Below are 23,580 nucleotides of genomic sequence, written 5' to 3'. Positions count from 1 at the left end.
GACAACAGACGGCCAGATATACCGACTGCGCGGTGGCTGCCTATCCTGCCTAACCACGATTGCCCGGCCGGCTTACCGCTGGTAGACCCGTACATACTCGATTTCGTACCGCGTCGGGAACGTTGTGCCCGTAGGGTCGCCGCCGTTGTCACCGCCAACCGCCAGATTCAGCAGCAGGTAGTGCGGTTGCCGGAAGGGGTTCTTGCTCGAGCCGTCGCCGTTGATGGTTTCGGCCAGCAAAACCTCGTTGAGTAATCGGTCATCCACAAACAGCCGGATCGCTTCGGGCGTCCAGTCCATCCGCCAGGTGTGAACACGGCTGGCCCAGTCAGTCCCGCCCAGCGAGGCGAGCGGCGTTTTGGTGGTGCGCCAGTTAGCCGTATAGCGTTTCGACGTACCCCAGGCTACGTTGGCCAGCAGGTCATTGCGGTAATACTCCATAATATCGATTTCGCCGTTCGACGGCCATTCCCCCGCGACGCCCAACGTCCAGAACGCAGGCCACAAACCGGGGCTGACGTCGATGCGCCCCCGCATTTCAAAGCGGCCATACTGCCAGCTGTGTAGCCCCTGGGTTTTCAGGCTGGCCGCTGTGTAGTCGATCGTCGGGCGGCTGCGGCGCCAGTCGGTACTGCCGGGCTGATGCAGTGGATTGGGACGGTTTTCGCGTCGACCTTCGATGATGAGCTTACCGTTCTGGCAAAACGCATTGTCGGGCTGGTACCACTGGAGCTCGTGGTTACGTACGAAGCCCCGCTCAAACGTCCAGTTGGCGGGATTAGGCGGCCCGTCGGTATCAAACTCATCGGCCCAGACCAGTCGCCAGGTCGTGTCGGTAGGGGAGGCGGGCGTTACGGACTGAGCCAGCCCAGACAGACAGAAAACGAACAGCAACACGGCTAGACAAAAACAGCGCTGAGCAGAAGCGGGCATGGAGCAGACAGGTTAGGTTGCGCGGCAAAGCTGCATAGAAATGGCGGAGCGTCCCTGCCGTTCGCTCATAATCCATCAGCGCGCCTCGCCAAAATAAAGGCGTACAACCCTATCAGTTAGTCTGATAGTGGTTGATAGAAATATTCTATGACGAAATAAAAACAATAGATAAACACTATAAAGAAGATTCGTTTATTTTTGATCCGTCAACCAATAATACTCTGCCAAACATGAGAGACAACGGAACTCAGGATACCAAGGACCCATCAGTATGGGACGTCAACGATGATAGCCACGTCAACACGGTGGGCAAATGTCCATTTTCAGGTGGTGCGCTGAACAAGAGCGCGGGCGGTGGTACGCGCAACCGCGATTGGTGGCCCAACGCCCTTAAACTGAACATCCTCCGTCAACATTCGCCGCTGACGGATCCGATGGACAACGACTTTAACTACGCCGAAGAATTTAAAAGCCTCGATCTGGCGGCCGTCAAGCAGGATATCTACGACCTGATGACTACCTCGCAGGACTGGTGGCCCGCCGACTACGGTCACTACGGTCCGTTCTTTATCCGGATGGCGTGGCACAGCGCAGGTACGTACCGCATCGGTGATGGCCGGGGCGGTGCCAGCTCGGGCGATCAGCGGTTTGCTCCGCTCAACAGCTGGCCCGATAACACCAACCTCGACAAGGCCCGCCTGCTGCTGTGGCCGATCAAACAGAAGTATGGCCGGAAACTGTCGTGGGCCGATTTGATGATCCTCACCGGCAACTGCGCCCTGGAATCAATGGGCCTGAAAACCTTTGGCTTCGGCGGTGGCCGCGAAGATATCTGGGAGCCCGAAGAAGATATCTACTGGGGTTCGGAGACGGAATGGCTGGGCGATAGCGTCCGGTATGCCGGTAGCAAAAACGGTGAGCGTGTGCTGGAACATCCGCTGGGTGCAGCCAACATGGGCCTTATCTACGTAAACCCCGAAGGCCCGGCCGGTAACCCCGACCCGATGGGCGCCGCCTACGATATTCGTGAGACGTTCGGGCGCATGGCCATGAACGACGAAGAAACCGTAGCGCTGATCGCGGGTGGCCACACGTTTGGTAAAACCCACGGCGCGGCCGACCCGACCAAGTACGTTGGTTCTGAACCGGCCGGTGCCAACATCGAGGAGATGAGCACGGGCTGGAAAAACACGTACGGTAGCGGCCACGGCGGCGACACCATCACCAGCGGCCTGGAGGTGACCTGGACCAAGACGCCAACCCAGTGGAGCAATGATTACTTCGACCACCTGTTCAGCTATGAATGGGAACTGACCAAGAGCCCCGGTGGCGCGCATCAGTGGCAACCCAAAAACGGGGCCGGCGCTGGTACCGTGCCCGATGCGCACGATCCGGCGAAACGGCACGCTCCCATGATGCTGACGACCGACCTGGCGCTGATCACGGACCCGGCCTACGCGAAAATCTCACGGCGTTTCTACGAAAATCCGGATGAGTTTGCCGACGCTTTCTCGCGTGCCTGGTTTAAGCTGACGCACCGCGACATGGGACCCATCGAGCGTTACCTCGGCCCCGAAGTGCCCACCGAAGAGCTGATCTGGCAGGACCCCGTCCCCGCCGTGACGCACGAACTCGTCAACGCTGATGATATCGCTACGCTGAAAAGCAAAATCCTTGCCTCGGGCCTGACGGTATCGCAACTGGTGACTACGGCCTGGGCGTCGGCCTCGACCTACCGTAACTCCGACAAGCGCGGTGGCACCAACGGTGGTCGCCTCCGGCTGGCTCCGCAGAAAGACTGGAAGGTAAACGATCCGGAGCAACTGGCTAGCGTGTTGAAAACCCTCGAAGGCATTCAGCAGGAATTCAACGGCGCGCAGGCCAATGGCAAACAGATTTCTATGGCCGACCTGATCGTGCTGGCGGGTTGCGCCGGTGTGGAACAGGGCGCCCGTAACGCTGGTCATGAGGTAACGGTGCCGTTCACGCCGGGCCGGGGCGATGCGTCGCAGGAGCAAACCGACGTGGTGTCGTTCCAGGCGATGGAGCACAGTGCCGACGGTTTCCGCAACTACGTCAACGCCAAACACAAGTCGTCGGCTGAAGAGATGCTGATTGACAAGGCGCAACTCCTGACGCTGACGATTCCGCAGTTGACGGTGCTGGTAGGCGGTATGCGCGTGCTGAACACCAACTTCGACCACTCGAAGCACGGTGTTTTCACCAACCGCCCCGAAGCGCTCACCAACGATTATTTCGTGAACCTGCTCGACATGGGCACCACCTGGCGGGCTACGTCAGACGCACAGACTGTGTTCGTCGGCAGCGATCGCAAAACGGGCGAACCCAAATGGAGCGGTACTCGTGTCGACCTGATCTTCGGGTCGAATTCTGAGCTGCGCGCCGTGGCTGAAGTGTATGGATGCAGCGACTCGCAGGAAAAATTCGTGCGTGATTTCGTTGCCGCCTGGGATAAAGTGATGAATCTGGGCCGCTTCAACCTGGCCTAGTAGCCAACGAAGTAGCTGATAAAAAAGGTGGTCTGGCAACAGGCCACCTTTTTTATATTTACGAAGCCTGGTGAGGTAGCTGAGGAACGGCTGTCCATCACCTGCCAGCTAAACGTATAACGTACCTGTTATGGATCGTAGCGCTACATTGCCAAGATTCGATCGTGCTGATTTTGAGTTCGTCCGGGCGATCGCGTTGACCTTTCCCGGCACTGAAGACGGGATTTCGCACGAAAACACCCCGTCTATAACCGTTCGTGGAAAACTGATGTGCCGTCTGCACGATAGCGGCGAATTTGTTCCGATTCGTCTGGCGTTCGACCTTCGCGATACGTACCTGGAGCGCTATCCTGACCTGTTTCACGTACCTGACCATTTTAAGCCGTACCCCTACATCTGTATGTGGGTACATGCGTATAGGGCCGCGCTGCTGACTGAAATTCTTGAATTGAGCTGGCGCGGTCTGGCGAGCCAAAAGCAGCTAAAGGCCTACGAAGCGCAGCAAAAGGGTAGATAATGAGCTTGGCTAGAGTGGCCTTGTTTTCCAACGAATCAGGTGAAAAATAACGTGATACGTGGATTTCGTTGTCTGTAACCCAACTCTAGCCATGCTGAAGAAACATACGACGCTGATCGGAATTAGCGCGGCGCTACTCCTACTCATCGTAGCCGCTTCTCAGTACCCGGGTGGCTCGTATTGGGATGCCAAGTCTGTTGGCTTCGATTTGACAAAGAATTACCTGTGTAATCTGTTTTCCGAACAGGCTGTCAATGGGTTAGCCAACCCCGCCCGGCCGTGGGCAATAGCCGGGATGCTGTTGCTGTGTATCAGTTTCGGGGTGTTTTTCGTCCGGTTTTCCCGACGCATTCCGTCGAAATCGGCCGCGGCTATTATCGCTTATTGTGGTGCCGGGTCCATGCTTTTTGCGTTTCTGGCTGTCACGCCCTACCACGACCCAATGATAGGAATCGCCAGCTTTCTGAGCCTGCTGGCGCTGTTCTACCTGTTTGTGTATATTATGAAATCGAAATTGCTGGTCTTCAAAGTGTTAACGATCGGCTATCTGCTGATTCTTTACGCCAATAATTACATTTATTACACACAAAATTGGTTAGAACTCTTGCCGATCCTGCAAAAAGTTAGCTTTCTGATCGGCGTAGGCTGGATGCTGGGCCTGGAGTATTTCACCAAACCCGACGACTTCAAAACAATCGCCTGACTGACACATGCTTTATTTTACGCAACTGATTTACATCAAGGAAGGGCAGGAAGCCGTCTTCCATCAATTCGAGGAGGTCGCTATCCCGCTGATCGCCGACCACAACGGACGCCTGCTGGCCCGTATCCGACCCACCGACGAGGCCTATATCGAACAGCAGATCGACAAACCGTATGAGATCCACCTCGTCGAATTCGACTCCGAAGCCGATTTTCACGCGTTCAGCCGCGACGAGCGCCGTCAGCAGTTTCTGCACCTGAAAGAACAGTCGGTAGAGCGGTCGGTACTGATTCAGGGCGTGAAGCTGTAACGACTGGCGGGATCGTCAGGCGGCCTCGGTCAGAGCGAGTTGGGCTAGTGGTTTGTTGAGCCAATCGGCCAGCACGGCTACCACGATGCTGTGGTCTTCGCGCTGCGGCAGGCCCGAAATCGTGACCGTGCCAACGAACGTACCCCGTAGCCAGATGGGAAAGCTACCGCCGTGCGGCGCATAATCCCGAACCGAAAGACCCCACTTTTCGTCGAGCGACGTTTGCTTTTGGGCTAATTCCAGCCCCATGGCATAGGAACTGCGATGAAACCGCTCAACCACGTTCCGTTTTCGCCGAATCCAGTCGTCATTATCGGGCGTGGTGCCGGGCATGGCGTAGAAGAACAGCGGTTGCCCCACCAGCCGAATCTCGATCGACACCGCTTTGTGCCGGGCGGCAACGGCCTCTTTCAGCAACTTACCCAGCTGCCAGGCCGTGTCGGCGTCGAACGTGTCGAATTGAAGCTGCGCCTCCTGCTGCGCCATCCGCGCCAGATCATGATCGATTGATGAGTTCATGCGGCAAACTTAACCACGACGACTGATTCATGCATCGGGTGCCTGTGAGGCAGACAGGTGTCGGCTGGGTACGTTGTGCGCTCCCGAGTCTGTTTATTCGTAATTAATCGATTGACCAACTGCCGGAAAATCATACAACGTGTTATAGAAATAAGCATATTTGTTCTCTTCTAAGAGGCTATATGCTAGTGCGTTGGGCGTTTGTTCGAAAGCTGTTGGTGGCCTTGCTGCTTCCCCTCGGGGCAATCGCGCAGGAACTGATCCCAAACGGTGGTTTCGAAACGTACCTGAACTGCCCAAAGCAGGACAATCTGCTCTCCGAAGCAGCCCCCTGGTACAATCCCAACCGGGCCACCCCCGACTTTTACCATACCTGCTTCAATACCGGGCAGATGGATCTGCCGCCACATTCGGGGCAGGGGTTGGGGCGCTTGTTCATGGATTTGGGATGGGCCGAATACATGGCCACGCCGCTCAAAAAACCGCTGGATGCGGGCGAGGCCTACCAGTTTGAACTGTACATCAGCTCAGCAACGCCAACCCGCTACCCGTCGAGTTCGTTTGGTGCTTACTTTTCCCAACAACCGCTGAATTCGCCCCTGAAAGACCTGCTGAGTGTGAGCGGGCAGGTGCAGGTGCTCGACAACAGTCCGCAGCGCCTGCCGCAACGGTTGCAGTGGGAACAACTGGGCGGCTGTTTTGTGGCGAGGGGTGGCGAAAGTCACGTTACGATCGGCAATTTCGTGAAGCTGCCGGTGCTGCTGGGCTACTATTATCTGTTCATCGACGACGTGTCGCTCCGGCCAATCCGGCTCGATCTGGGCCGCGACACTACCCTGTGTGGGCGGCAGAGTACGCTGCTGCTCGACGCCAAAACGCCCGGCGGTATCGACTACAAATGGAACACGGGCAGCACAGCGACAACCCTCAAAGTGAGCAAGCCGGGTAAGTATTGGGTAACCGTAACCACCGCCTGCAAAACCCTAAGTGATACCATTACCGTCAACTACAGCCTCGATTTCAGCCTGGGCCGCGACACCACCCTGTGCGAAGGTGAAACGATGACCCTGCGTGTGCCCGTAACCGGCACTTATCGCTGGCAGGACGGTAGCACACTGCCGACCTATCAGGTCCGTGGTCCGGGTACGTACCGGGTTCAGGTGGTTGAGGCGGGCTGCACAGTCGCCGATACCATTCAGGTACGTTATGTGCTGCCGCCCCGGCTCGATCTGGGCCCCGACAAGCAACTCTGTGGCCTGGAAGTGTACACGATCAAGCCCGCCGTGGCCGAGGGTACGTTTCGCTGGCTCGATGCGTTTCCCGAAACCGACCGAACGGTGAATGCGTCGGGCTCGTTTCGGGCGTCGGTGACCAACGACTGTGCCACGGTCAACGACGCTGTAGCCATTGATTACAGCGGCTGCGAATGTACCATACAGGCCCCCGACGCTTTTTCGCCAAACGCAGATGGGATGAACGATTTGTTTCAGCCTGTTGCCTGTGGCGATATCACATTCACGGCAATGGCGGTGTATACCCGGTGGGGCGAACTTATCTTTCAGACAAACAGCGCTCCGTTTAGCTGGGACGGAACGTATAAGGGGCAGCGTTGCCAGCCAGCCGTGTATACGTGGCAGATCAACTACAAGCTCAGTCGCCCCGGTAAAGAAACGGTTTCACAGACCGTCAATAACCGCATCTTACTCGTTCAGTAAACCGGTTTGACGCATTCTTGCCGCTGACAAAGCGGCAGGAATGCGTAGTGGTTGATTAATTAGAACATAAAATCTATAGATTTTTAGTTATTAGGTCGGTTTTTAAAAACCATTCATAGAAGGGTCCGTTGGTATTAAAAAGCAATTAACGCTCAACGTCAATCATGAATCGATTTTTTAGACCCGCTACGCTTCTGGGCGTCAGCCTGATGGCCTTGTTGGTGGCCTGCAACAAAGACGAGCCGTTCAACACCCAGATTCCGGAGAAGAACGACCAACCAACGACTGCGACCGTCGAAGGGAATGTATTTGAGCCGGCGCTGGTAGCCGCCACCGATCAGCGGATTGGTCAGCTGCGGGTTCCGGCTGGTTTTGCCATCGCCAAATTTGCCGATGGGCTGGGCAAACCCCGCCAATTGGCCGTCAGTGAATCGGGCAACGTGTATGTCACGAATCGGGAGGCGGGCACCGTAACGCGGCTCCGCGACACCAATGCGGATGGGGTTGTCGATGAAAAGCAGGTCGTTGCGACGATCAAAAGCGTGCACGGCATCACGATTCGTTCTGGAACCATGTATCTGGTATCTATCAAGGAAGTGTTTTCGGCCCCAATCAACGGCGACGGGTCGCTGGGTACGTTGCGGCAGCTCATTGGCGATCTGCCCGACGCGGGGCAGCACCCTAACCGCACCATCGGCTTTGGGCCCGACGGGCTAATGTACCTCACCGTGGGCAGCACCTGTAACGCCTGCGCCGAGCCTAACCCGGAGCATGCCACCATGCTGGTGGCGAATCCCGACGGCACCAATCGGCGGGTCTACGCCAGCGGGTTGCGCAACACCATCGGCTTCGGCTGGCATCCGCAAACCAAAGAACTCTATGGCTTCGATCATGGTATCGACTGGCTGGGCGATGAACAGCAACAGGAAGAGTTGAATCAGATCAAACAGGGTGCTTTTTACGGCTGGCCCTACATTTACGGCGACGGTAATTACAACCCGCACCCGCGCCCGATGGGCGACACCACCTACGCGCAGATTCGGGCTCGCACCACGGTGCCCCTGATTGGCTACACGCCCCATGCGGCGCCGCTGGCGATGGTGTTCTACACGGCACCCAGTTCGGTTACGTCGGCCTTTCCCACGGATTACCAGAATGATGCGTTCGTGACAATGCGCGGCTCTTGGAACCGGACAAAGCCATCGGGCTACAATGTGGTTCGGGTGAAGTTTGAGAACGGAAAACCCGTTCGGATCGATGATTTTGTGACGGGCTTTTTGGTCGAAAACAATCAGTCGCAGTTTGGGCGTCCGGTTGGGATTGCCACCATGCCCGATGGCTCGTTAATTTTCACCGACGATAACAACGGAGTGATTTACCGGGTCAGTTACCGAAGATAAGATATGGCAGGCTGAGCAGGCTTCCAGTCCAGTCCTGATCGCGTAAAGGTGAACAAGGGGTAGTATCGTTTATACCGGCAATAGACCGGTTAAGCGATACTACCCCTTACTTGTCTAGTAAATGCAGATGGTTACTTCTTTGCAGGTTACTTTTCTGCCAAATCGTATACGCGAATACAATGCACTACCTCCCTTATCTCTTTATGGTGCTATACGGGCTGGCTTACCTGGTGGGCATGACGTTGGGCATCCTGGGTATTCTGGCGCTACTGAAATACCTGCGCAAAGCCCCCTGATGGTACCGCCTGGCCGGAGCCGGGCAAAGGGGTGCTGGCTAGTTGGTGACTGCTCCCGTTGCTGCCCGGCTGGAGCCGGGCGGTACTAACTCAAACCTTCAGGCGGCTGTCGCGTTGATTAAGCAGACAACAACGCTATGAAGACTCTGCTTTCACTTACGCTGGTTTTGTTGATGGCCAGCCACAGCTACGCGCAGCCTAAAACGTCTGCTTTCTTTATGATCGGGAATTATGCCAGCCCGAATTGGGAGAAACTGGCCTTTGACCTGAGCAATGGCGCTAAAACCATAACGTATTCGTACGCGGCGAACGAGCGCGGCCATACACTGCAAACATTGGGAACCCGGCTGGTTAAAGGCCAGAAGGGGCTGTTGGTCAAGATTCCCGGCACAGCCAAAACCTACGTGATCGTTCAGGATCGTCCCGGCAAGCGGTTGCAGATGATGAGCGAAGACGGTACGTACCGGAAAGCCTTCCCACTGGGATATGAAGGTCCTATCGATGGGCGGGGTACGTATTGCGCTACCTGCGCCAACGAGCCAGCAGATGCGTTTGGTCTGGTTAATGCTTTCTTTCGGTAGCGGCCAGAAAAAGGCGCCGTCATCCGATTGATAGCGGCTAAAAAATGCGTACTTGGTTCTCCATATGGATGCTACCAACTCAATTCCAACGACGGTCGACGCGTACATTGCCACGTTCCCGGCGGCGGTTCAGGCGCTGTTGACTCAGGTACGTGCCACCATCCGGGAGGCGGCCCCGGAGGCGACCGAAACCATCAAATACGCCATGCCGACCTACGTGCTCGATGGCAATCTGGTCTATTTCGCCGCTTTCGCGAAACACATTGGTTTCTACGCCACGCCATCGGGGCAGAATGCGTTCAACGAGCGCCTGACCGGCTATAAGACAGGTAAAGGCTCGATCCAGTTTCCGCTCGATAAGCCCATTCCGTATGAGCTCATTCGCGACATGGTGCTGTATCGAGTGGCCGAAAACCGGGAGAAAGCCGCGGCAAAACGCAAGCCGAAAGCAAAGGCCAGCTGAGGCACGGCCGTTTTCGAAATTGCTTTTGGCTCGGTGTACCTGCTCAGAACTGGAGCCGGAAGGTACTGCCCCGCCCGACCTCGGTGCTAACGGTGAGTTGGCCGCCCTGTTGCTGCAACATCTGCCGCGAGAGGCTGAGCCCGATGCCTGAACCCGTTTTCTTCGTCGTAAAAAACGGGATAAAAATCTGCTCCAATGCCTCGGGTTCAATGCCGGGGCCATTGTCGGTTACATCGATTACGGTTCGATTGCCGTCGGTGTAAGCCGCCAGCCGGATGGTGGGCTCGTGCGTCTGAATCAGGGCTTCGCGGGCGTTCTTCAGCAGGTTCAGCAAGACCATTTCCAGTTGCCCTTCGTCGGCGCGGATCAGCAGCGGTTCGGCTGTTGCGTCGGCGCTGGGTACGTTGAGTGTGAGCTGGATATGCCGTTCGTCGAGCGAGGGGCGTACCAGCGCGGCGACTCGCTGGACCAGAGCACCCACCGATACCTCGGCCATGCGCGGCGCAGGAATGGTGGTAAAGCTGCGATAGGCATCCACAAAGCGCATGATTCCCTCACCGCGTTGGGCAATGGTGCCCAGCGCGTCGCGCAGGTCGCCCACGGCCTCGGTGAGAATGGGCGTGGCGGGCAGATCAGGTGGGAGGTTTTGGGCGATGTCGTGTTCGAGAATGGCCTGCATGGTGCCGGTCAGCGAGACGAGCGGCGTCATTGAGTTCATGATCTCATGCCGCAGCACCTTGGTCAGGTTTTGCCAGGCGTCTACCTCTTTCTGTTGCAGTTCAGACCGAATATTTTGCAGCGAAACCAGCGTGATCAGCCGTCCCCGCAGCCGCACGTCGGTGGTCCGAACGGCCAGGTCGTTGCCGTTGGCGGTGGTGTAGGCAAACGCGGCCTGCCGGTCGGGGCCGGTGAGGCGAGCGGGCAGGTCGGGGTACTGGTTCGTCAGGTCACCCAGCATCCGCAACCGGTAGGTATCAAGCAAGCGAAGGGCCGCCTGATTGACCAGCTCGACCTGCCCCGTGGCGTCGAACGCCAGCAACCCTACGCTGACGTGCTGTACAATGGTGTTGAGGTATTGCAGGTTAGCTTCTTTCTCGGCCCGTGCCTGCCGGAAGGCTTCGAGTACCTCGTTGAATTGCTGGTTCAACTGCGAAAACGACGGCCCCAGCTGACTGTCGGCGTTGAAGCCAACGGCAAAATCAGAGTACCGCACCGATTCCAGAAAGTAGGTCAGCTTGCGGTTGACGCCCGTGGTATAGGTATACAGACTCGTACCCAACCAGAGCAGCGTACCGCCGACAATCACCAACAGAGGCATCGTCAGCGTAGGCAGCACCCACGTACCTGTCGCCAGGCCGTTGCGGATCAGCCACAGGTACGTTGCCAGACCGGCCATCACCGCCAAACCGGCCATTCGCCACGTAATACCCCAGGTAAATTGATTCACAAGGTTTCGTTTTCAGTCTTCCGTTCACTGTTCACAGTCTTCTGTTAGCTGGTGCCTGAGTAGGCTAGCGCCAGCCAACAGAAGACTGTGAACAGTGGACAGAAAACAGTTACAGTCCATATTTCTCCATGCGCCGGTACAGGGCTTGCCGCGACAGGCCCAGTTCGCGGGCGACGTCGGTGATGTTGCCGCCGTGTTTTTGCATCGCCTGCTGAATCATGCGGCGTTCCATCGATTCGATCTGTAAGGTGTCGTTACCGGGCATGGTTTGGCCCATCGCGGCGGGTGTCGATCCAAAGAAAAAATCGTCGGACGTGAGTGTATTACCCCGCGCCAGAATGACGGCCCGCTCGATGGCGTGCTGTAATTCGCGGACGTTACCCGGCCAGGCATACTGCTTCAAATGGCGCAGCAAATCGGGGCTGATCTGCCCTACGGGCCGGTTGTACTGCTTGCGATACTGCCGCAGAAAATGTTCGGCCAGGGGGCCAATGTCGTCGGGGCGTTGGCGCAGGGGCGGAATGTGCAGCTCAATGGTGTTGATCCGGTACAGCAAATCCTGCCGGAACGAGCGATCGATCACCCGGGCGTTGAGGTCGGCGTTGGTGGCGCAGATCAGCCGCACGTCGATGGGGCGGGGTTTATTGCTGCCCACGCGCATCACCTGCCGCTGTTGCAGCACCGTGAGCAGCCTTGCCTGCTGCGACAAGCCGACGTTGCCGATTTCATCCAGAAAAATGGTGCCGCCCTGCGCTTCTTCAAAACGGCCGGCGCGGTCGTCGCGGGCGTCGGTGAAGGCACCGCGTACGTGGCCGAACAACTCACTTTCAAACAGACTTTCGGGCAGGGCGCCGAGGTCGGCGGCGACAAATGGTTTGTCGCGGCGGGTCGACAGGCGGTGAATCTCGCGGGCCAGTACGTCTTTACCCGTGCCGTTTTCGCCCAGAATCAGAATGTTGGCGTCGGTGGGAGCTACGCGCTCCACCGTGTCTAAAATCTGGCGCATGGCTGCGCTCTGCGCAATGACGGGGCCAGCGTTGGCCGCGCCGCCTTTTTTCACCGACGTACCTGGCCCCCCCGACCCTTCGCTCGCTTTCTTGCTGTCGATGGCCGTTTTGATCACCTCCACCAACTTGTCGTTTTCCCAGGGCTTCAGCACAAAATCGGCGGCTCCCGCCTTGATCGCCCGCACGGCCATTTCCACGTCGCCGTAGGCCGTGAATAGCACCACACGCGTGCTCGGGTCGGCGTCGAGAATGCGGTCGAGCCAGTCGAAGCCTTCTTTGCCGGAGCTGACATCGCGCGTGAAATTCATGTCGAGTAGTACGGCGTCGTAGTTGGTGTTACCCAACAGAAAAGGAAGGCGGTCCGGATTTTTTTCAATATCGACCTGCCCGATGTGGCGCTTCAGCAGCAGCTTGGCCGCCAGCAGCACGTCGGGGTCGTCGTCAACGATGAGAAGTTTAGCCGTTTGCATAGGGGTAAAAATACGTTCAACGTCCAAAGTTTAACGTCTAACGTTGGGGTTCTTTTACAATTGGCAACACGTCAGGGAACACCGGACTTTGCACCTTGCACGTACTTTTGCGCCCATGTTTTCCAAACTTCTCTTTTTTAGCCTGCTTGGTCTGGTGGTGGCGGCCAACTTCACGGCCCTGTTTTTGCCGATTATGGAACCCGACAACGGCCTGTATGGTACCGTTGCTAAAGAAATGTTCCTGACCGGCGACTACGTCAATCTGTATTCGTGCGGCGTCGAATGGCTCGACAAACCCCGGCTTCCGTTTGTGCTCAACGTGCTGTTTATGAAGCTGCTGGGCGTCACCACGGCGGCTTATAAACTCCCCGCGCTACTGTGTTTCTGCGGCAGTCTGTTTTATACGTATCGTTTTGCCCGGCTTAATTATTCGGTGTTGGTGGCGCAGGTGGCGACGCTCATGTTCGGTACGGCCTACCACGTGATCCTGTCAAATACCGACGTGCGCGCCGAGCCCTTCCTGACGCTCTTCATTATCGGGCCGGCCTACCATGTCCTGCGCGCCTTCCAGGATAAGCAGACCAACGCCTGGCCGCACATTGTGGCGGGTTCGCTGCTGGCCGCCTGTGCCATGATGACCAAAGGCCCGGTGGTGCCCATCGTGACGGTAGGGGCGGGACTCGTGATCCACGCTCTGCTGACGGGTCAGGTACGTTCCCTGTTTGAACTACGTTGGCTCGTGGCGATCGTGCTGACGTTTGTGTTCACGGCGCCCGAGCTGTATTGCCTTTACCAGCAGTTTGATGCGCACCCCGAGAAAGTGGTATACGGACAAACAGGTACGTCGGGGTTGCGGTTTTTCTTCTGGGATAGCCAGATGGGCCGTTTCCTGAACAACGGCCCCCTGCGCGGCAGCGGCGATCCACTGCTGTTTACGCACACGCTGCTCTGGGCGATGCTCCCCTGGGCGCTACCGTTTTACGCAGCGGTGGGGCGGTCCATCGCGGGCCTCGTCCGTCGGCAGAATCCGCTGCCTGAATATCTCTCGCTGGGCGCGGGCCTTACGCTCTTCGTGCTGTTTTCGGCGTCGCGCTTCCAACTGCCGCATTACCTCAACATCGTCTTTCCGTTCTACACCATCCTGGGGGCGCATTACCTCACCACCCGCACCCCAATTGTGCTGCGGCGCTGGGTGATCGGGCAAACGGTGCTGGGCGTGGTCGGAACGCTGTTTGTCACGGGCATCGTGCTCTTCTACCAACCGGCCCGGTTACTGGAAGGCCTGCTCTGGATCGGGCTGTTCACAGTAACGACGGCGGCCCTGTTCTGGCGTTATCAGACCGCTGAGCGTGGCCCGCTGGGTACGTTGATGGGCCGGATGGTGGGCTTGATGGCGATGTTGGGTGGGGTGATCAACCTGATTCTGTACCCTTCGATCATGGAGTATCAGGCGGGGATGAAAGCGGCCGATTTTGCTAACGAAAAGCCCGCGCTGCAACGGAAAACGTACCTGTATGGCGTGCATACGTTTGGCGAAAGCTCGTGGTCGTATGAATACTACACAAAACAGCCCACGCAGTATGTGTATCAGGATTCGACGCTGAAACAGGCCACGCAGGCGGGACCGGTGCAGGTGTTTACGAGCGCGCCTTACGCCGATTCGCTGGCGCAGCACGGTTTCCAGGTACGTCGGATCGCCACGTTTCCCTACTACCATGTCAGTCAGCTGTCGGGTACGTTCCTGAACCCGGAAACCCGCCCCAGCACGCTACGGGCGTATGTGCTGGCTGAGGTGAGATAGGTTGAGGGCGTAGCCAGGTACGTTGCCGAATCCTCCTGACTCAGAGAAGCAACGTACCTGGCTGCCTTGTCCCGCTCCCTCACAAACTGCGCCAACTGATGGATACCCGAGTTGACTGGTAGAATAAGTACTAACTCAACCCAATCAGTATGGCAGACAAACAGTTTGCGATGGGCGACTTCAAAGGCATGTCGTCTATCGAGCCTTTTGCTACCGGCTCAAGTGTAGTCAATATCGGCCAGAACGAGCGGATCATCTCAGCAGCGGCGGGCGCTTTATTGACGACGATCGGCGCAAGGCGCGGGAGCTGGCTGCTGGCTACGCTCGGCGGCTACCTGGCATTCCGGGGCGCCTCGGGCTACTGTCCCATCAATCAGGCGGTTGGCCGCAATACGGCCGAAGACAGCCGCATCGAACCGCTCGAAATCAGCCGGAGCATTACGGTGAATAAGCCGCGTGAGGAAGTCTATCAGTACTGGCGGAAACTCGAAAATCTGCCCAAGTTCATGAAGCACCTCCAGTCGGTGACGCAACTCGACGAGCGGCGGTCGCACTGGGTGGCGCCGGTACCAGGCACCGAGAAGATCGACGCCATCGGCAACCTCGAGTGGGACGCCGAAATCATCGAAGAAGTTAAAAACGAACGGCTTCTATGGCGGTCAATCAGCGAATCGACAGTCGACAACGCAGGGGAAGTGCGCTTCCAGGACGCGCCTCCTGGCCGGGGCACCGAGGTTCACGTAACCATCCGGTACTCGCCGCCCGCCGGGCAACTGGGCTCTGCCGTAGCCAAACTATTCCAGCCCGCCTTCCGGCAGATGGTGAAAGAAGACATCCGCCGGTTCAAGCGCATCATGGAAACGGGCCTGATCCCATCCAACGAAGGCCCGTCGGGTCGGGAGCCGGAGCGCATTAACCCCGCCCTGCGCCAGCACCTCGACCAGCCCCAGACGCACTCAAGCAGTCCCAAATCGGATAAAGAAAACGCTCAAAACGCGATCATCTAACGGGTTTAAGGTTTGGTGTTTAGGGTTTAATGTTGCACTAAATGCTGTAGTCTAGGTAGCAACGTCAAACCTTGAACCTCAAACGTCAAACCGCCCTTTCCCTATGAAAGCACTAACCTTCCAGGGTCGGTATGATTTGCGCCCGATGCGCGTGCCCGATCCGTTTATTGTCGATGCGCAGGATGCTATTCTGCGCGTGATTGGGTCGGCTACCTGCGGGTCTGACCTCCACTTGCTTAACGGCTACATCCCCACCATGATGGCGGGCGACATCATCGGCCATGAATTCATGGGCGAGGTGGTTGAGATTGGCCCCGGGGTGAAAAACCTCAAACGCGGCGATCGGGTAGTGGTGGCGGCAACCATCGGCTGCGGCGAATGTGCCTACTGCAAAAACGAGTCGTGGTCGCTCTGCGATAACTCGAACCCCAACGCCTACATGGTCGAGCCGATGTTTGGCGATGCCCCGGCGGCGCTCTACGGCTACTCGCATTCATTCGGCGGTTACGCCGGTGGACACGCCGAGTTTGTGCGTGTTCCGTTTGCCGACAAAGGCTGTTTTGTAGTGCCTGAAAGCATCCGTAACGATCAAGCGATTGCCTGCGCCGATGCTTTCCCAACGGGCTACATGGCCGCCGATATGGCCGATATCAAACCGGGCGACATTGTGGCCGTGTGGGGTGCCGGTGGCGTCGGGCAGATGGCGATGCAAAGCGCGTGGCTGATGGGTGCGGGGCGGGTGATCTGCATCGACCGCGAACCGGCTCGACTCGAACTGGCCCGCAAGCACTGCAAAGCCGAAATCATTGATTTCTCGAAGGTTGATGTGTTGCAGGCGCTAAAGGAAATGACCGCCGGACGCGGCGTCGACTGCTGCATCGATGCGGTCGGCACCGAGGCTGTCGACGACTCATTCCAGTATTACATGGACAAGGCGAAACAGTACGTGCGGATTGAAAGCGACCGGCCCCTGGTGCTGCGGCAGATGATTATCGCGGCGAAAAAAGGCGGTAACCTGTCGATTGTGGGCGTGTATGGTGGCTTTGTCGACAGCATTCCGATGGGTGCCGCCATGAACAAAGGCCTGACCTGGAAGATGGGACAGCTCCATGCCCAGCGCTACATTCCGCGCCTGTTCGAGCATATTCAGAAGGGAGAAGTCGACCCGTCGTACATGTTCACGCATACGTTTACGCTTGAACAGGGCATGACGGCCTATGACACCTTCAACCGCCGCGCCGATGGCATTCTGAAAGCTGTCCTGCTCCCTAGCGGGACGTTTGCGTAAAAAGGAGTTCAAGGTTCAACGTCCAAGGTTCAATGTTAGCTGGCGCGTCAGTAATACACTTGCGCCAGCTAACATTGAACCTTGGACGTTGAACCTTGAACATGTCAAAAAGGCCACACCTTTCTGACGCGGGCGGTGATCAGGTAGACTAACGTACCCAGCAGCGTAACGACCATCCCGGAAATCATGTAGCTGGTGCCGGTCGAGTAAAAGATAAAGCTCCAGATGCCGATCGCCAGCAGGGCCGGCAGCGGGTAGAGCGGCATCCGGAAGGGAAACCGAATGGCGGGTTGCCCGTCGGTCGTTGCAGTCAGACGGGCACGACGATGCAGGAGCATTAGCCCAACCGCCTGCCCAATAAACTGCACGACCACGCGCATCGCCAGAATGGCCGTGATCACCGATGATAGTTTGAACAGCAGGCTGAAGACAAACGCCAGCCCGCCCAGAAACAGCAGCGAGACATACGGAAACTGGCGCGTGGGGTGAAGTTTGGCGAAAACCGATAGAAACTGCCCGTCGGCAGCGGCGGCATACGGCACGCGCGAATACCCCAGCAAGACAGCAAACAGCGACGAAAACGCCACCAGCAGAATCATCAGTGTCGCTAGCCGCGCCGCACCCGGTCCATACAACGTTTCGACCATCGTACTGACGATAAACGGGCTATTGGCTGCCTCCTGAAACGGCACCACACTCGCCACACTCAGGTTGAGTAGCCCATACAGCAGCGCGATACCCACCACCGACAAAAACATGCTCAACGGAATGTTGCGCTCGGGATTGCGGATTTCGCCGCCCAGGTGCGCGATGTTGTAGTAGCCCAGGTAGCAATAAATGGTTTTGACCGAAGCGCTGCCGATCGCCGTGGCCAGTACCAGCGGCGATACCTCCCCGGCAGCGGTCCAGGCGTCGCCCAGCAACGTACCTACGGGCTGTTTGCCGTTCCAGAGGCCACCAATGATGAGCCAGCCCATCGTACCCAGCACGCAGACCCACAGCAACACGCTGATGCGCCCAATACCGTCGATCCGGCGATACAGCAGGGCAATCACCAGCAGGACAACCGCGCCTGAGAGGCAACGGCTCGTCAGTTCGTCGAGCGGGTACAGGTAAGAAGCGTACTGCGCGAAGCCAATGGCGCCCGACGCCACCACCAGCGGGGCCTGAATGAGCGTCTGCCAGACATACAGAAATGAGAGCAGCCGCCCCCAGCGCCGTTCGCCAAACGCAATCTTGAGGAAGTTGTAACTGCCACCCGCCTGCGGATACGCCGCGCCCAATTCGGCCCACACGGATGCATCGATCAACGACACGAGCGCGCCGAGAGCCCAGGCTAGTAAAAAGTGCGGCCCACCCACGCTTTTCATCACGATAGGCAGCACCACGAATGGCCCAATCCCCACCATGTCGATCATGTTGAGGGCCGTGCCCTGCAAAAGACTCAACCGTCGGGGCAGCGCGTCGGTTGGGTTGGTATCAGACGAATTCGGTAGCGGTGTATTCAATAGTAACGGGGCGTTTGATGGTACGAGGTTGACGGTGCGGCCCATATTTACGGATCAACGACATCGGCTAACATCAAACGGCAAACGCCAAACCATTTCGGCCCGTTCGCCACTGCGACATTTTAGCGAAACATAGATTTGTATTGATAGTTTATTGATTTAATAGACTTGTAAACGCAACGTTATGAAACGACAATGGATAGCCAGCCTGGCACTGGGGCTTTTTTTGAGCACCGCCGCGCTGGCACAAACGCAGCCGAGTGGGGCCGGTAACACGGCCAAGAGTGGGCAACGCAATACGTCTTCGACCGAAGGGCTGCAACGGAAAGGCGGCGAACAGGTGGGTACACGCGGTAGCGAGAAAATGAAAGACGGCGTATCGCGGTCGGGTAATTCGAACCTTTCGCCTACGTCGCCTACCAACGTGTCCCCGCCGGGTGGCGATAAAAAGAATGCGTCGGGTGGGGGCACCGCTGCTAACAACACCCCTACGAGCGGAGCTGCAAGCACGGGCAACAAGGCTGAAAAACCGAACATCCCGGTACAGAAACCGGTGAAATCGGCATCGGGCACGCGCAACGGGAATGTGGGCAATGCAGGTACCAAGCCAGTACAGACGCAGGGTAGCACCTCCGATGGCTCGGGCAGTGTGGCCTCCAACGGTGGCGCGCCCGGCACCCGAACGAAGGAAACCCGCTCGGTGAAGCCAAAGAGCCGGGCTGCTGCCATGGACGCCAATGATAAAAGCCAGCCGGCGTCAGCAGCGGGACAGGCTAGCTCAGCTCAGAAAACGGGCGCTAATGGCGCTCCGTCGCAGGGTGGCTCAAACCTGAGCCTGACCAAACAGGGACAGAAGGAAGGTTCTGCCAGCGACGCCGCCAAACGCAACAAACCTACCCCAGGAGCTGCCAAGACGAGCAACCGGAGGTAGGGTCGGTAATGCACAATGAACAATGTACGATGCACAATGGGCTGGCGCAAGAGTAGACGCCGCACCGGCGGACCGGTCAGCCCATTGTGCATCGTACATTATTCATTGTGCATTACCGACCCTACATTACCAATCTTGCATTATTTTTAACACATGAGACAGAAAGCCTGCGAAGACCTGCTTGCGCTGACCGACATCAAGCCCGCGCAGGCCTATGTGTGTGAGGAATGTGTTAAAACGGGCGATTCGTGGGTGCACCTACGTACCTGCCAAACCTGTGGCCACACGCACTGCTGCGATTCATCGCCGAATCAGCACGCGACGAAGCATTTCCACGCAACGGGCCACCCGGTCGTGACCTCTGCCGAACCCGGCGAACGCTGGCTCTGGTGTTACGCCCACGAGCAGATTGCCAGTTATTGAACGAACAATGTACGATGTATAATGCACAATGGGCCGGGCGGCGAACCGCTGACGCATAAGTAATCTTGCGTCAGCGGTTCGCCGCCCGGCCCATTGTGCATTATACATCGTACATTGTTCGTTCAACTTACCTCCCGTAGCCGGAGCTCGAGCTGTTGGTCGCCATGAGCGGGTACTGGTCGAAGATCGACCGGACGATGCCTTTGAAGTAATTGTTCTTGAAGTTCTGGTTGCGCATCATTTTCGACGCGTATCCTTTCCAGATCACCTGATACGATTCGGCGTCGATGAGCGAAATCATCAGTGTGCCTTCGTCGAGGTTGTAGTCGATGCGTTTGTAGGTTGCATCGTCGTCTTCGCGCACGACCCAGTCTTTAATCACCGGTTGCTGATAGCCCCGGAAGCGAAGGTCGCTACGGAAGATATTGTACGAAACGAGCAAGTTCGGGCTGCGGTTGCTGACCCGGTAACCGCGTGCTTCCATCTGGTGCCGGATGGCGTCCTGAATGTCGGAGCAGAGCAGGGTCGAGTCGATAAATTCGCATTCCAGAAAGTTGAATGATTTGTAGTCTTTGAAGTGGCCTTCGTAGCTATAATCGTGTTCAACAAACAGGCGTCCGCCGCCACTGGGCGAGCAACAGAACAGACCAAGACCGGACAAGGCCAGAATAAGAGACGTGGCAAAGAACTTGCTCATAATTTCGCTGGTAAATGTTGTTACTAATTATGTTCTGGTTTTGGTGATTAAAGACAGACTTAGAACAGCAATATAGGAACTAAGGTTTTAAACAACGAAGGCAACGGACGCTAATTTTATAATTAGCTAACCCCGGTAATAATCAAGGGCCTGGCGCATCTCCAATTTAGTAACCGGTACATCATAGGCGCACTGTCCCGGCCCGTCGATCAGGGCCATACGTACCTGACCGGCGCGGTTCTTTTTGTCCTGCAACGTGTGCGCCAGCACCGGTTCCAGATCGGCATCCGTAAACGTCACGTTGCCATATACGGCAAACAGGTATTCTTCGATTTCGGCAAGCAGCGCGGCATCGATCATTCCTTTCTGGTGGGCGATAAACGCCTCCATAATCATGCCCGCCGCAATGGCCTCGCCGTGCAGCAGGCGACCTTTGGGGCGCTCCAGAAAATGTGTCTCGACGGCATGCCCCAGCGTATGGCCAAAATTCAGAATCTTGCGCAACCCCTTCTCGGTCGGGTCCTGCTCAACCACGCGCTGCTTGATTGCAACGGAGTGCGCCACGGCGGTGTTCCAGTCGAGGTCTTCGAGGTCGTAGCGGCGGAGGCGTTCCCACTCGGTGGCGTCGGCAATGAGGCAGTGCTTGATCACTTCGGCGAAACCCGATCGCAGTTCGCGCGGGGGCAACGTACCCAGAAATGCCGTGTCGATCAGCACGTCGTTGGGTTGTGTAAAGACGCCGATATGGTTTTTGAGTCCCTGAAAATCGATGCCCAGTTTCCCGCCCACACTCGCATCGACCTGCGAGAGCAGCGTGGTGGGCAGTTGAGCAAAGGCGATACCCCGTTTGTAGGTAGCCGCACAGAACCCGCCCATGTCGCCGATGACCCCGCCACCGAGATTCAGTACGAGCGCGTGGCGGTCGAAATTGGCGTTGGTCAGGGCGGCCCAGATGGTTTCGCACGTACCCAGGTTTTTTTGGGTTTCGCCCGCCGGAATCTTGATCAGTGTGTGTTTGGGCAGCAACGGCTTCACGAGCGGGTAACAATGGCGGGCTGTGTGGTTATCGACCAGAACAGCCAGCGCCGAAGGGGCCTGAGCGTCGATAAACGCCGGAAGCGTGGTAGCAAGGGGAGCAATTTGGGGCATCACGAAGCAGGGGAACCGTCAGCAGTACGTAGGCGACCGCCGATAGGTTGCGCCTGGGCGTACTGCTTTGTTGAAGATGCCCCAAAGCTATCCTACAATTTATAATACGTGTAGCGGAGTATGTTCTTTTTGTAGGGGCCCTGCTTCGTCGCGTCCACGCTCAGGAACATAGTCGCAAAATTACCGTTGGAGGGCGCCCCCGCTACAATGTTATACGTCAGGTCGCCCGGTTGGCCAATCAACTGCGCCAGGGCGCGCTCTTCATCGCCGATAATGGTCAATGTACCCTTATCGATGCTTTGTCCGCTTAGTTGCGTTACGTTCAGTTTCCAGCGCACCTCACGTGTTTTGCCGTCCTGCGTGGCTTTCAGCCGGCCATCACTAAAGAACTCCCAGATGATCGTGACCCCGTTTTTGATGAAATCGGGGCCCGTTTCGAAGTAGTTACCGTTCTGTTCTGTAATCTCATAAGTAGCCCGTTGCGCCTGCCATTTGCCCACTAATGACTGAAAGCCATCGGGTTGCGGGTCGACGGGAGTTGAACTGCTTCCGCAGCCTGCCCCGGAGTTGATGACGAGTATGGCCATCAGGGTGCTGTAAATCAATAGCTTTTTCATGGGTTGGTTCGAGTAAGTGTAAGGGCAGCTTTATGTTCATAACGCGGGTCGGCGCTGTTCCAGAATGCCGATCCGGTTGGCGTCGTGTAGGTAAAGGCGAGGCGCAGAGTCATGCGGTCGGCGCCCCATTGTCCACCCGCCACCGCTGAGTGGACGTTGAAATTCTGGCGCATGGCTTTCTGACCGTCGGGCGTACTGAACTGGATGGTTTCTAACCGGTGCCAGTCGTCGTCATTCACGCGCCCATAGAGCGTGTACGGCTCCTGCCCAAGTGGCCCCGTTACGGTTGCTAAGCCATCGAACACGCCCTTGTTACGGCCCCGTTTCTTCGATCGGGTACGTCGCCCTGCCCGGTCCCAGCGTTCGTCGTCGGTTTCGGGTAGGTCGATCTGGAGTGTCAGGGTTTTAGTCATGCCGTTAGGGTCGCGGAACGTACCCCACCACGTACCTACAAGCAGCGGCTCGGTGGTGCTGTAGGCCCAGGGACGCTGGAACCGGTCGATGAATTTGCCGCCGTAAAAGCGAACCCCCATAAACGCCGCGCCGCTCAGGAGCAGGATCACCAGAATGGGCAGACAACCTCTTCGATTGGTCATTGTTGGTCAGAAAAGTGGGTGGAAAAGGAGCAACTTACCCAGTTGAGTCAGTTGAACGCCCATCGCCTAGTGCAACTGGTATTTGTCGACGATGGCCTGCCGTCTTTTCGGGAAGCTCACCATCCCGAACTTCTGATGGAGATCGCGATACATGGCCTGAATTTCGGGCGCGTTCATGGCCAGGCCCCGGCTTTTGGCCAGTTCGGGAATGGTCTTCGTCGAGGCCTCCAGGTACTCTTCAAACGGCTGCTGAAAATAGCAGTCGATGGCGACCACGGGCTTGTCTGTCGCGTTCCAGAAGGTGTGCACAATGCCGCGCGGCCGCAGGTGCCAGCCACCCGCCTGCACCTGGTATTCAGTGTCGCCCACCAGCACCATGGCAGTGCCTTCCAGCATAAACATCAGCTCGTCGAGGTCTTTGTGCAGGTGCGGGGCCGGGCCCATCTTTTTTGGCGCTACGGCAAACTCGACGCAGGAGAATTGCCCGTTGGTTTGGCCGCTCCGCACCCGGGTGCGAATGTTCAGGCCGGTGGGGCCGGGCGTGAGGGGCTCAGCGGGCGGCACGTAGAAGGGTTGAAGCGGGTCGACACCCGGTAGAGTTTGCCCGGCCGAGGCCAGCAGCGGCCCACCCATAAACAGGCTGGCCAATGCGGTTGAGGTTAAGAAATCGCGACGTTCCATCGGAAAGAAGA

23 protein-coding genes are annotated in these 23,580 nt (G+C 57.3%); 13 read left to right on the top strand and 10 right to left on the bottom strand.

Features of this window, described 5'->3' with window-relative positions:
• Positions 1–72 precede the first annotated feature (72 nt).
• Complete coding sequence (locus tag ACAW74_RS24325) at positions 73–933, bottom strand: glycoside hydrolase family 16 protein (protein ID WP_370700849.1); 861 nt, start codon at positions 931–933, stop codon at positions 73–75.
• Between the two features lie 230 nt (positions 934–1,163).
• Between ACAW74_RS24325 and katG the strand changes: the two genes are divergently transcribed.
• The 4 genes from katG to ACAW74_RS24305 all read left to right on the top strand — a co-directional run bounded on the left by katG (position 1,164) and on the right by ACAW74_RS24305 (position 4,973).
• Positions 1,164–3,443, top strand: coding sequence for a catalase/peroxidase HPI (gene katG / locus ACAW74_RS24320; RefSeq protein WP_370700848.1), 2,280 nt, complete (start codon positions 1,164–1,166; stop codon positions 3,441–3,443).
• Positions 3,444–3,573: 130 nt separating this feature from the next.
• Complete coding sequence (locus ACAW74_RS24315) at positions 3,574–3,960, top strand: hypothetical protein (RefSeq protein WP_370700847.1); 387 nt, start codon at positions 3,574–3,576, stop codon at positions 3,958–3,960.
• 91 nt (positions 3,961–4,051) lie between these two features.
• The gene (locus tag ACAW74_RS24310) at positions 4,052–4,663 is read left to right on the top strand and encodes a hypothetical protein (RefSeq protein ID WP_370700846.1); all 612 of its coding nucleotides are present in this window, start codon (positions 4,052–4,054) and stop codon (positions 4,661–4,663) included.
• 7 nt (positions 4,664–4,670) lie between these two features.
• The gene (locus ACAW74_RS24305) at positions 4,671–4,973 is read left to right on the top strand and encodes a DUF1330 domain-containing protein (RefSeq protein ID WP_370700845.1); all 303 of its coding nucleotides are present in this window, start codon (positions 4,671–4,673) and stop codon (positions 4,971–4,973) included.
• Between the two features lie 15 nt (positions 4,974–4,988).
• Here ACAW74_RS24305 and ACAW74_RS24300 read toward each other — a convergent pair whose 3' ends face one another.
• Positions 4,989–5,492 (bottom strand): heme-degrading domain-containing protein, encoded by a 504-nt coding sequence (locus tag ACAW74_RS24300; protein WP_370700844.1) that lies wholly within the window; start codon positions 5,490–5,492, stop codon positions 4,989–4,991.
• A gap of 182 nt (positions 5,493–5,674) precedes the next feature.
• Here ACAW74_RS24300 and ACAW74_RS24295 point away from each other — a divergent pair, with 182 nt between their 5' ends.
• The 4 genes from ACAW74_RS24295 (at position 5,675) to ACAW74_RS24280 (ending at position 9,947) form a co-directional block, all read left to right on the top strand.
• On the top strand, positions 5,675–7,207 hold the full coding sequence (locus tag ACAW74_RS24295; RefSeq protein ID WP_370700843.1) for a T9SS type B sorting domain-containing protein: 1,533 nt from the start codon (positions 5,675–5,677) through the stop codon (positions 7,205–7,207).
• Between the two features lie 164 nt (positions 7,208–7,371).
• Positions 7,372–8,607, top strand: a complete 1,236-nt coding sequence (locus ACAW74_RS24290; protein WP_370700842.1) for a PQQ-dependent sugar dehydrogenase — start codon at positions 7,372–7,374, stop codon at positions 8,605–8,607.
• A gap of 433 nt (positions 8,608–9,040) precedes the next feature.
• Positions 9,041–9,484 carry a hypothetical protein gene (locus ACAW74_RS24285; RefSeq protein WP_370700841.1) on the top strand — a complete coding sequence of 148 codons (444 nt, stop codon included), beginning with the start codon at positions 9,041–9,043 and terminating at the stop codon, positions 9,482–9,484.
• A gap of 64 nt (positions 9,485–9,548) precedes the next feature.
• Complete coding sequence (locus ACAW74_RS24280) at positions 9,549–9,947, top strand: iron chaperone (RefSeq protein ID WP_370700840.1); 399 nt, start codon at positions 9,549–9,551, stop codon at positions 9,945–9,947.
• Positions 9,948–9,990: 43 nt separating this feature from the next.
• On the opposite strand, the gene ACAW74_RS24275 is transcribed toward ACAW74_RS24280, so the two are convergent.
• Both ACAW74_RS24275 and ACAW74_RS24270 read right to left on the bottom strand, forming a co-directional pair.
• Positions 9,991–11,394 (bottom strand): sensor histidine kinase, encoded by a 1,404-nt coding sequence (locus ACAW74_RS24275; RefSeq protein ID WP_370700839.1) that lies wholly within the window; start codon positions 11,392–11,394, stop codon positions 9,991–9,993.
• 109 nt (positions 11,395–11,503) lie between these two features.
• Entirely contained in the window at positions 11,504–12,871 is a 1,368-nt protein-coding gene (locus tag ACAW74_RS24270; protein ID WP_370700838.1) for a sigma-54-dependent transcriptional regulator, read from the bottom strand.
• A gap of 115 nt (positions 12,872–12,986) precedes the next feature.
• Between ACAW74_RS24270 and ACAW74_RS24265 the strand changes: the two genes are divergently transcribed.
• The 3 genes from ACAW74_RS24265 (at position 12,987) to ACAW74_RS24255 (ending at position 16,967) form a co-directional block, all read left to right on the top strand.
• Complete coding sequence (locus tag ACAW74_RS24265; RefSeq protein WP_370700837.1) at positions 12,987–14,672, top strand: ArnT family glycosyltransferase; 1,686 nt, start codon at positions 12,987–12,989, stop codon at positions 14,670–14,672.
• A 149-nt stretch (positions 14,673–14,821) separates the two neighbouring features.
• Entirely contained in the window at positions 14,822–15,679 is an 858-nt protein-coding gene (locus ACAW74_RS24260) for an SRPBCC family protein (RefSeq protein ID WP_370700836.1), read from the top strand.
• Positions 15,680–15,782: 103 nt separating this feature from the next.
• Positions 15,783–16,967 (top strand): zinc-dependent alcohol dehydrogenase, encoded by a 1,185-nt coding sequence (locus ACAW74_RS24255; protein ID WP_370700835.1) that lies wholly within the window; start codon positions 15,783–15,785, stop codon positions 16,965–16,967.
• Positions 16,968–17,071: 104 nt separating this feature from the next.
• On the opposite strand, the gene ACAW74_RS24250 is transcribed toward ACAW74_RS24255, so the two are convergent.
• Positions 17,072–18,406 (bottom strand): APC family permease, encoded by a 1,335-nt coding sequence (locus ACAW74_RS24250; protein ID WP_370700907.1) that lies wholly within the window; start codon positions 18,404–18,406, stop codon positions 17,072–17,074.
• A 253-nt stretch (positions 18,407–18,659) separates the two neighbouring features.
• On the opposite strand from ACAW74_RS24250, the gene ACAW74_RS24245 reads away from it, so the two are divergent.
• Both ACAW74_RS24245 and ACAW74_RS24240 read left to right on the top strand, forming a co-directional pair.
• Complete coding sequence (locus ACAW74_RS24245) at positions 18,660–19,406, top strand: hypothetical protein (protein WP_370700834.1); 747 nt, start codon at positions 18,660–18,662, stop codon at positions 19,404–19,406.
• A gap of 153 nt (positions 19,407–19,559) precedes the next feature.
• Positions 19,560–19,829: a UBP-type zinc finger domain-containing protein gene (locus tag ACAW74_RS24240; protein WP_370700833.1), complete on the top strand. Its 270-nt coding sequence runs from the start codon at positions 19,560–19,562 to the stop codon at positions 19,827–19,829.
• 127 nt (positions 19,830–19,956) lie between these two features.
• Here the strand turns inward: ACAW74_RS24240 and ACAW74_RS24235 are convergent, their stop codons facing one another.
• From ACAW74_RS24235 to ACAW74_RS24215, 5 genes are all read right to left on the bottom strand, one after another.
• Complete coding sequence (locus tag ACAW74_RS24235; protein ID WP_015330804.1) at positions 19,957–20,526, bottom strand: DUF4136 domain-containing protein; 570 nt, start codon at positions 20,524–20,526, stop codon at positions 19,957–19,959.
• Positions 20,527–20,652: 126 nt separating this feature from the next.
• A complete protein-coding gene (gene aroB, locus ACAW74_RS24230) occupies positions 20,653–21,675 on the bottom strand; it encodes a 3-dehydroquinate synthase (protein ID WP_370700832.1) in 1,023 nt (340 codons plus the stop codon).
• Positions 21,676–21,767: 92 nt separating this feature from the next.
• Positions 21,768–22,292 carry a hypothetical protein gene (locus ACAW74_RS24225; RefSeq protein WP_370700831.1) on the bottom strand — a complete coding sequence of 175 codons (525 nt, stop codon included), beginning with the start codon at positions 22,290–22,292 and terminating at the stop codon, positions 21,768–21,770.
• Complete coding sequence (locus ACAW74_RS24220) at positions 22,289–22,888, bottom strand: hypothetical protein (protein WP_370700830.1); 600 nt, start codon at positions 22,886–22,888, stop codon at positions 22,289–22,291. The genes ACAW74_RS24225 and ACAW74_RS24220 overlap by 4 nt, the downstream gene beginning before the upstream one ends.
• Before the next feature lie 66 nt (positions 22,889–22,954).
• The gene (locus tag ACAW74_RS24215; RefSeq protein WP_370700829.1) at positions 22,955–23,569 is read right to left on the bottom strand and encodes a cupin domain-containing protein; all 615 of its coding nucleotides are present in this window, start codon (positions 23,567–23,569) and stop codon (positions 22,955–22,957) included.
• Positions 23,570–23,580 lie beyond the last annotated feature (11 nt).

The sequence above is a fragment of the Fibrella musci genome (assembly GCF_041321105.1).
Taxonomy (GTDB): domain Bacteria; phylum Bacteroidota; class Bacteroidia; order Cytophagales; family Spirosomataceae; genus Fibrella; species Fibrella musci.
This window is presented reverse-complemented; position numbering and strand designations above follow the sequence as displayed.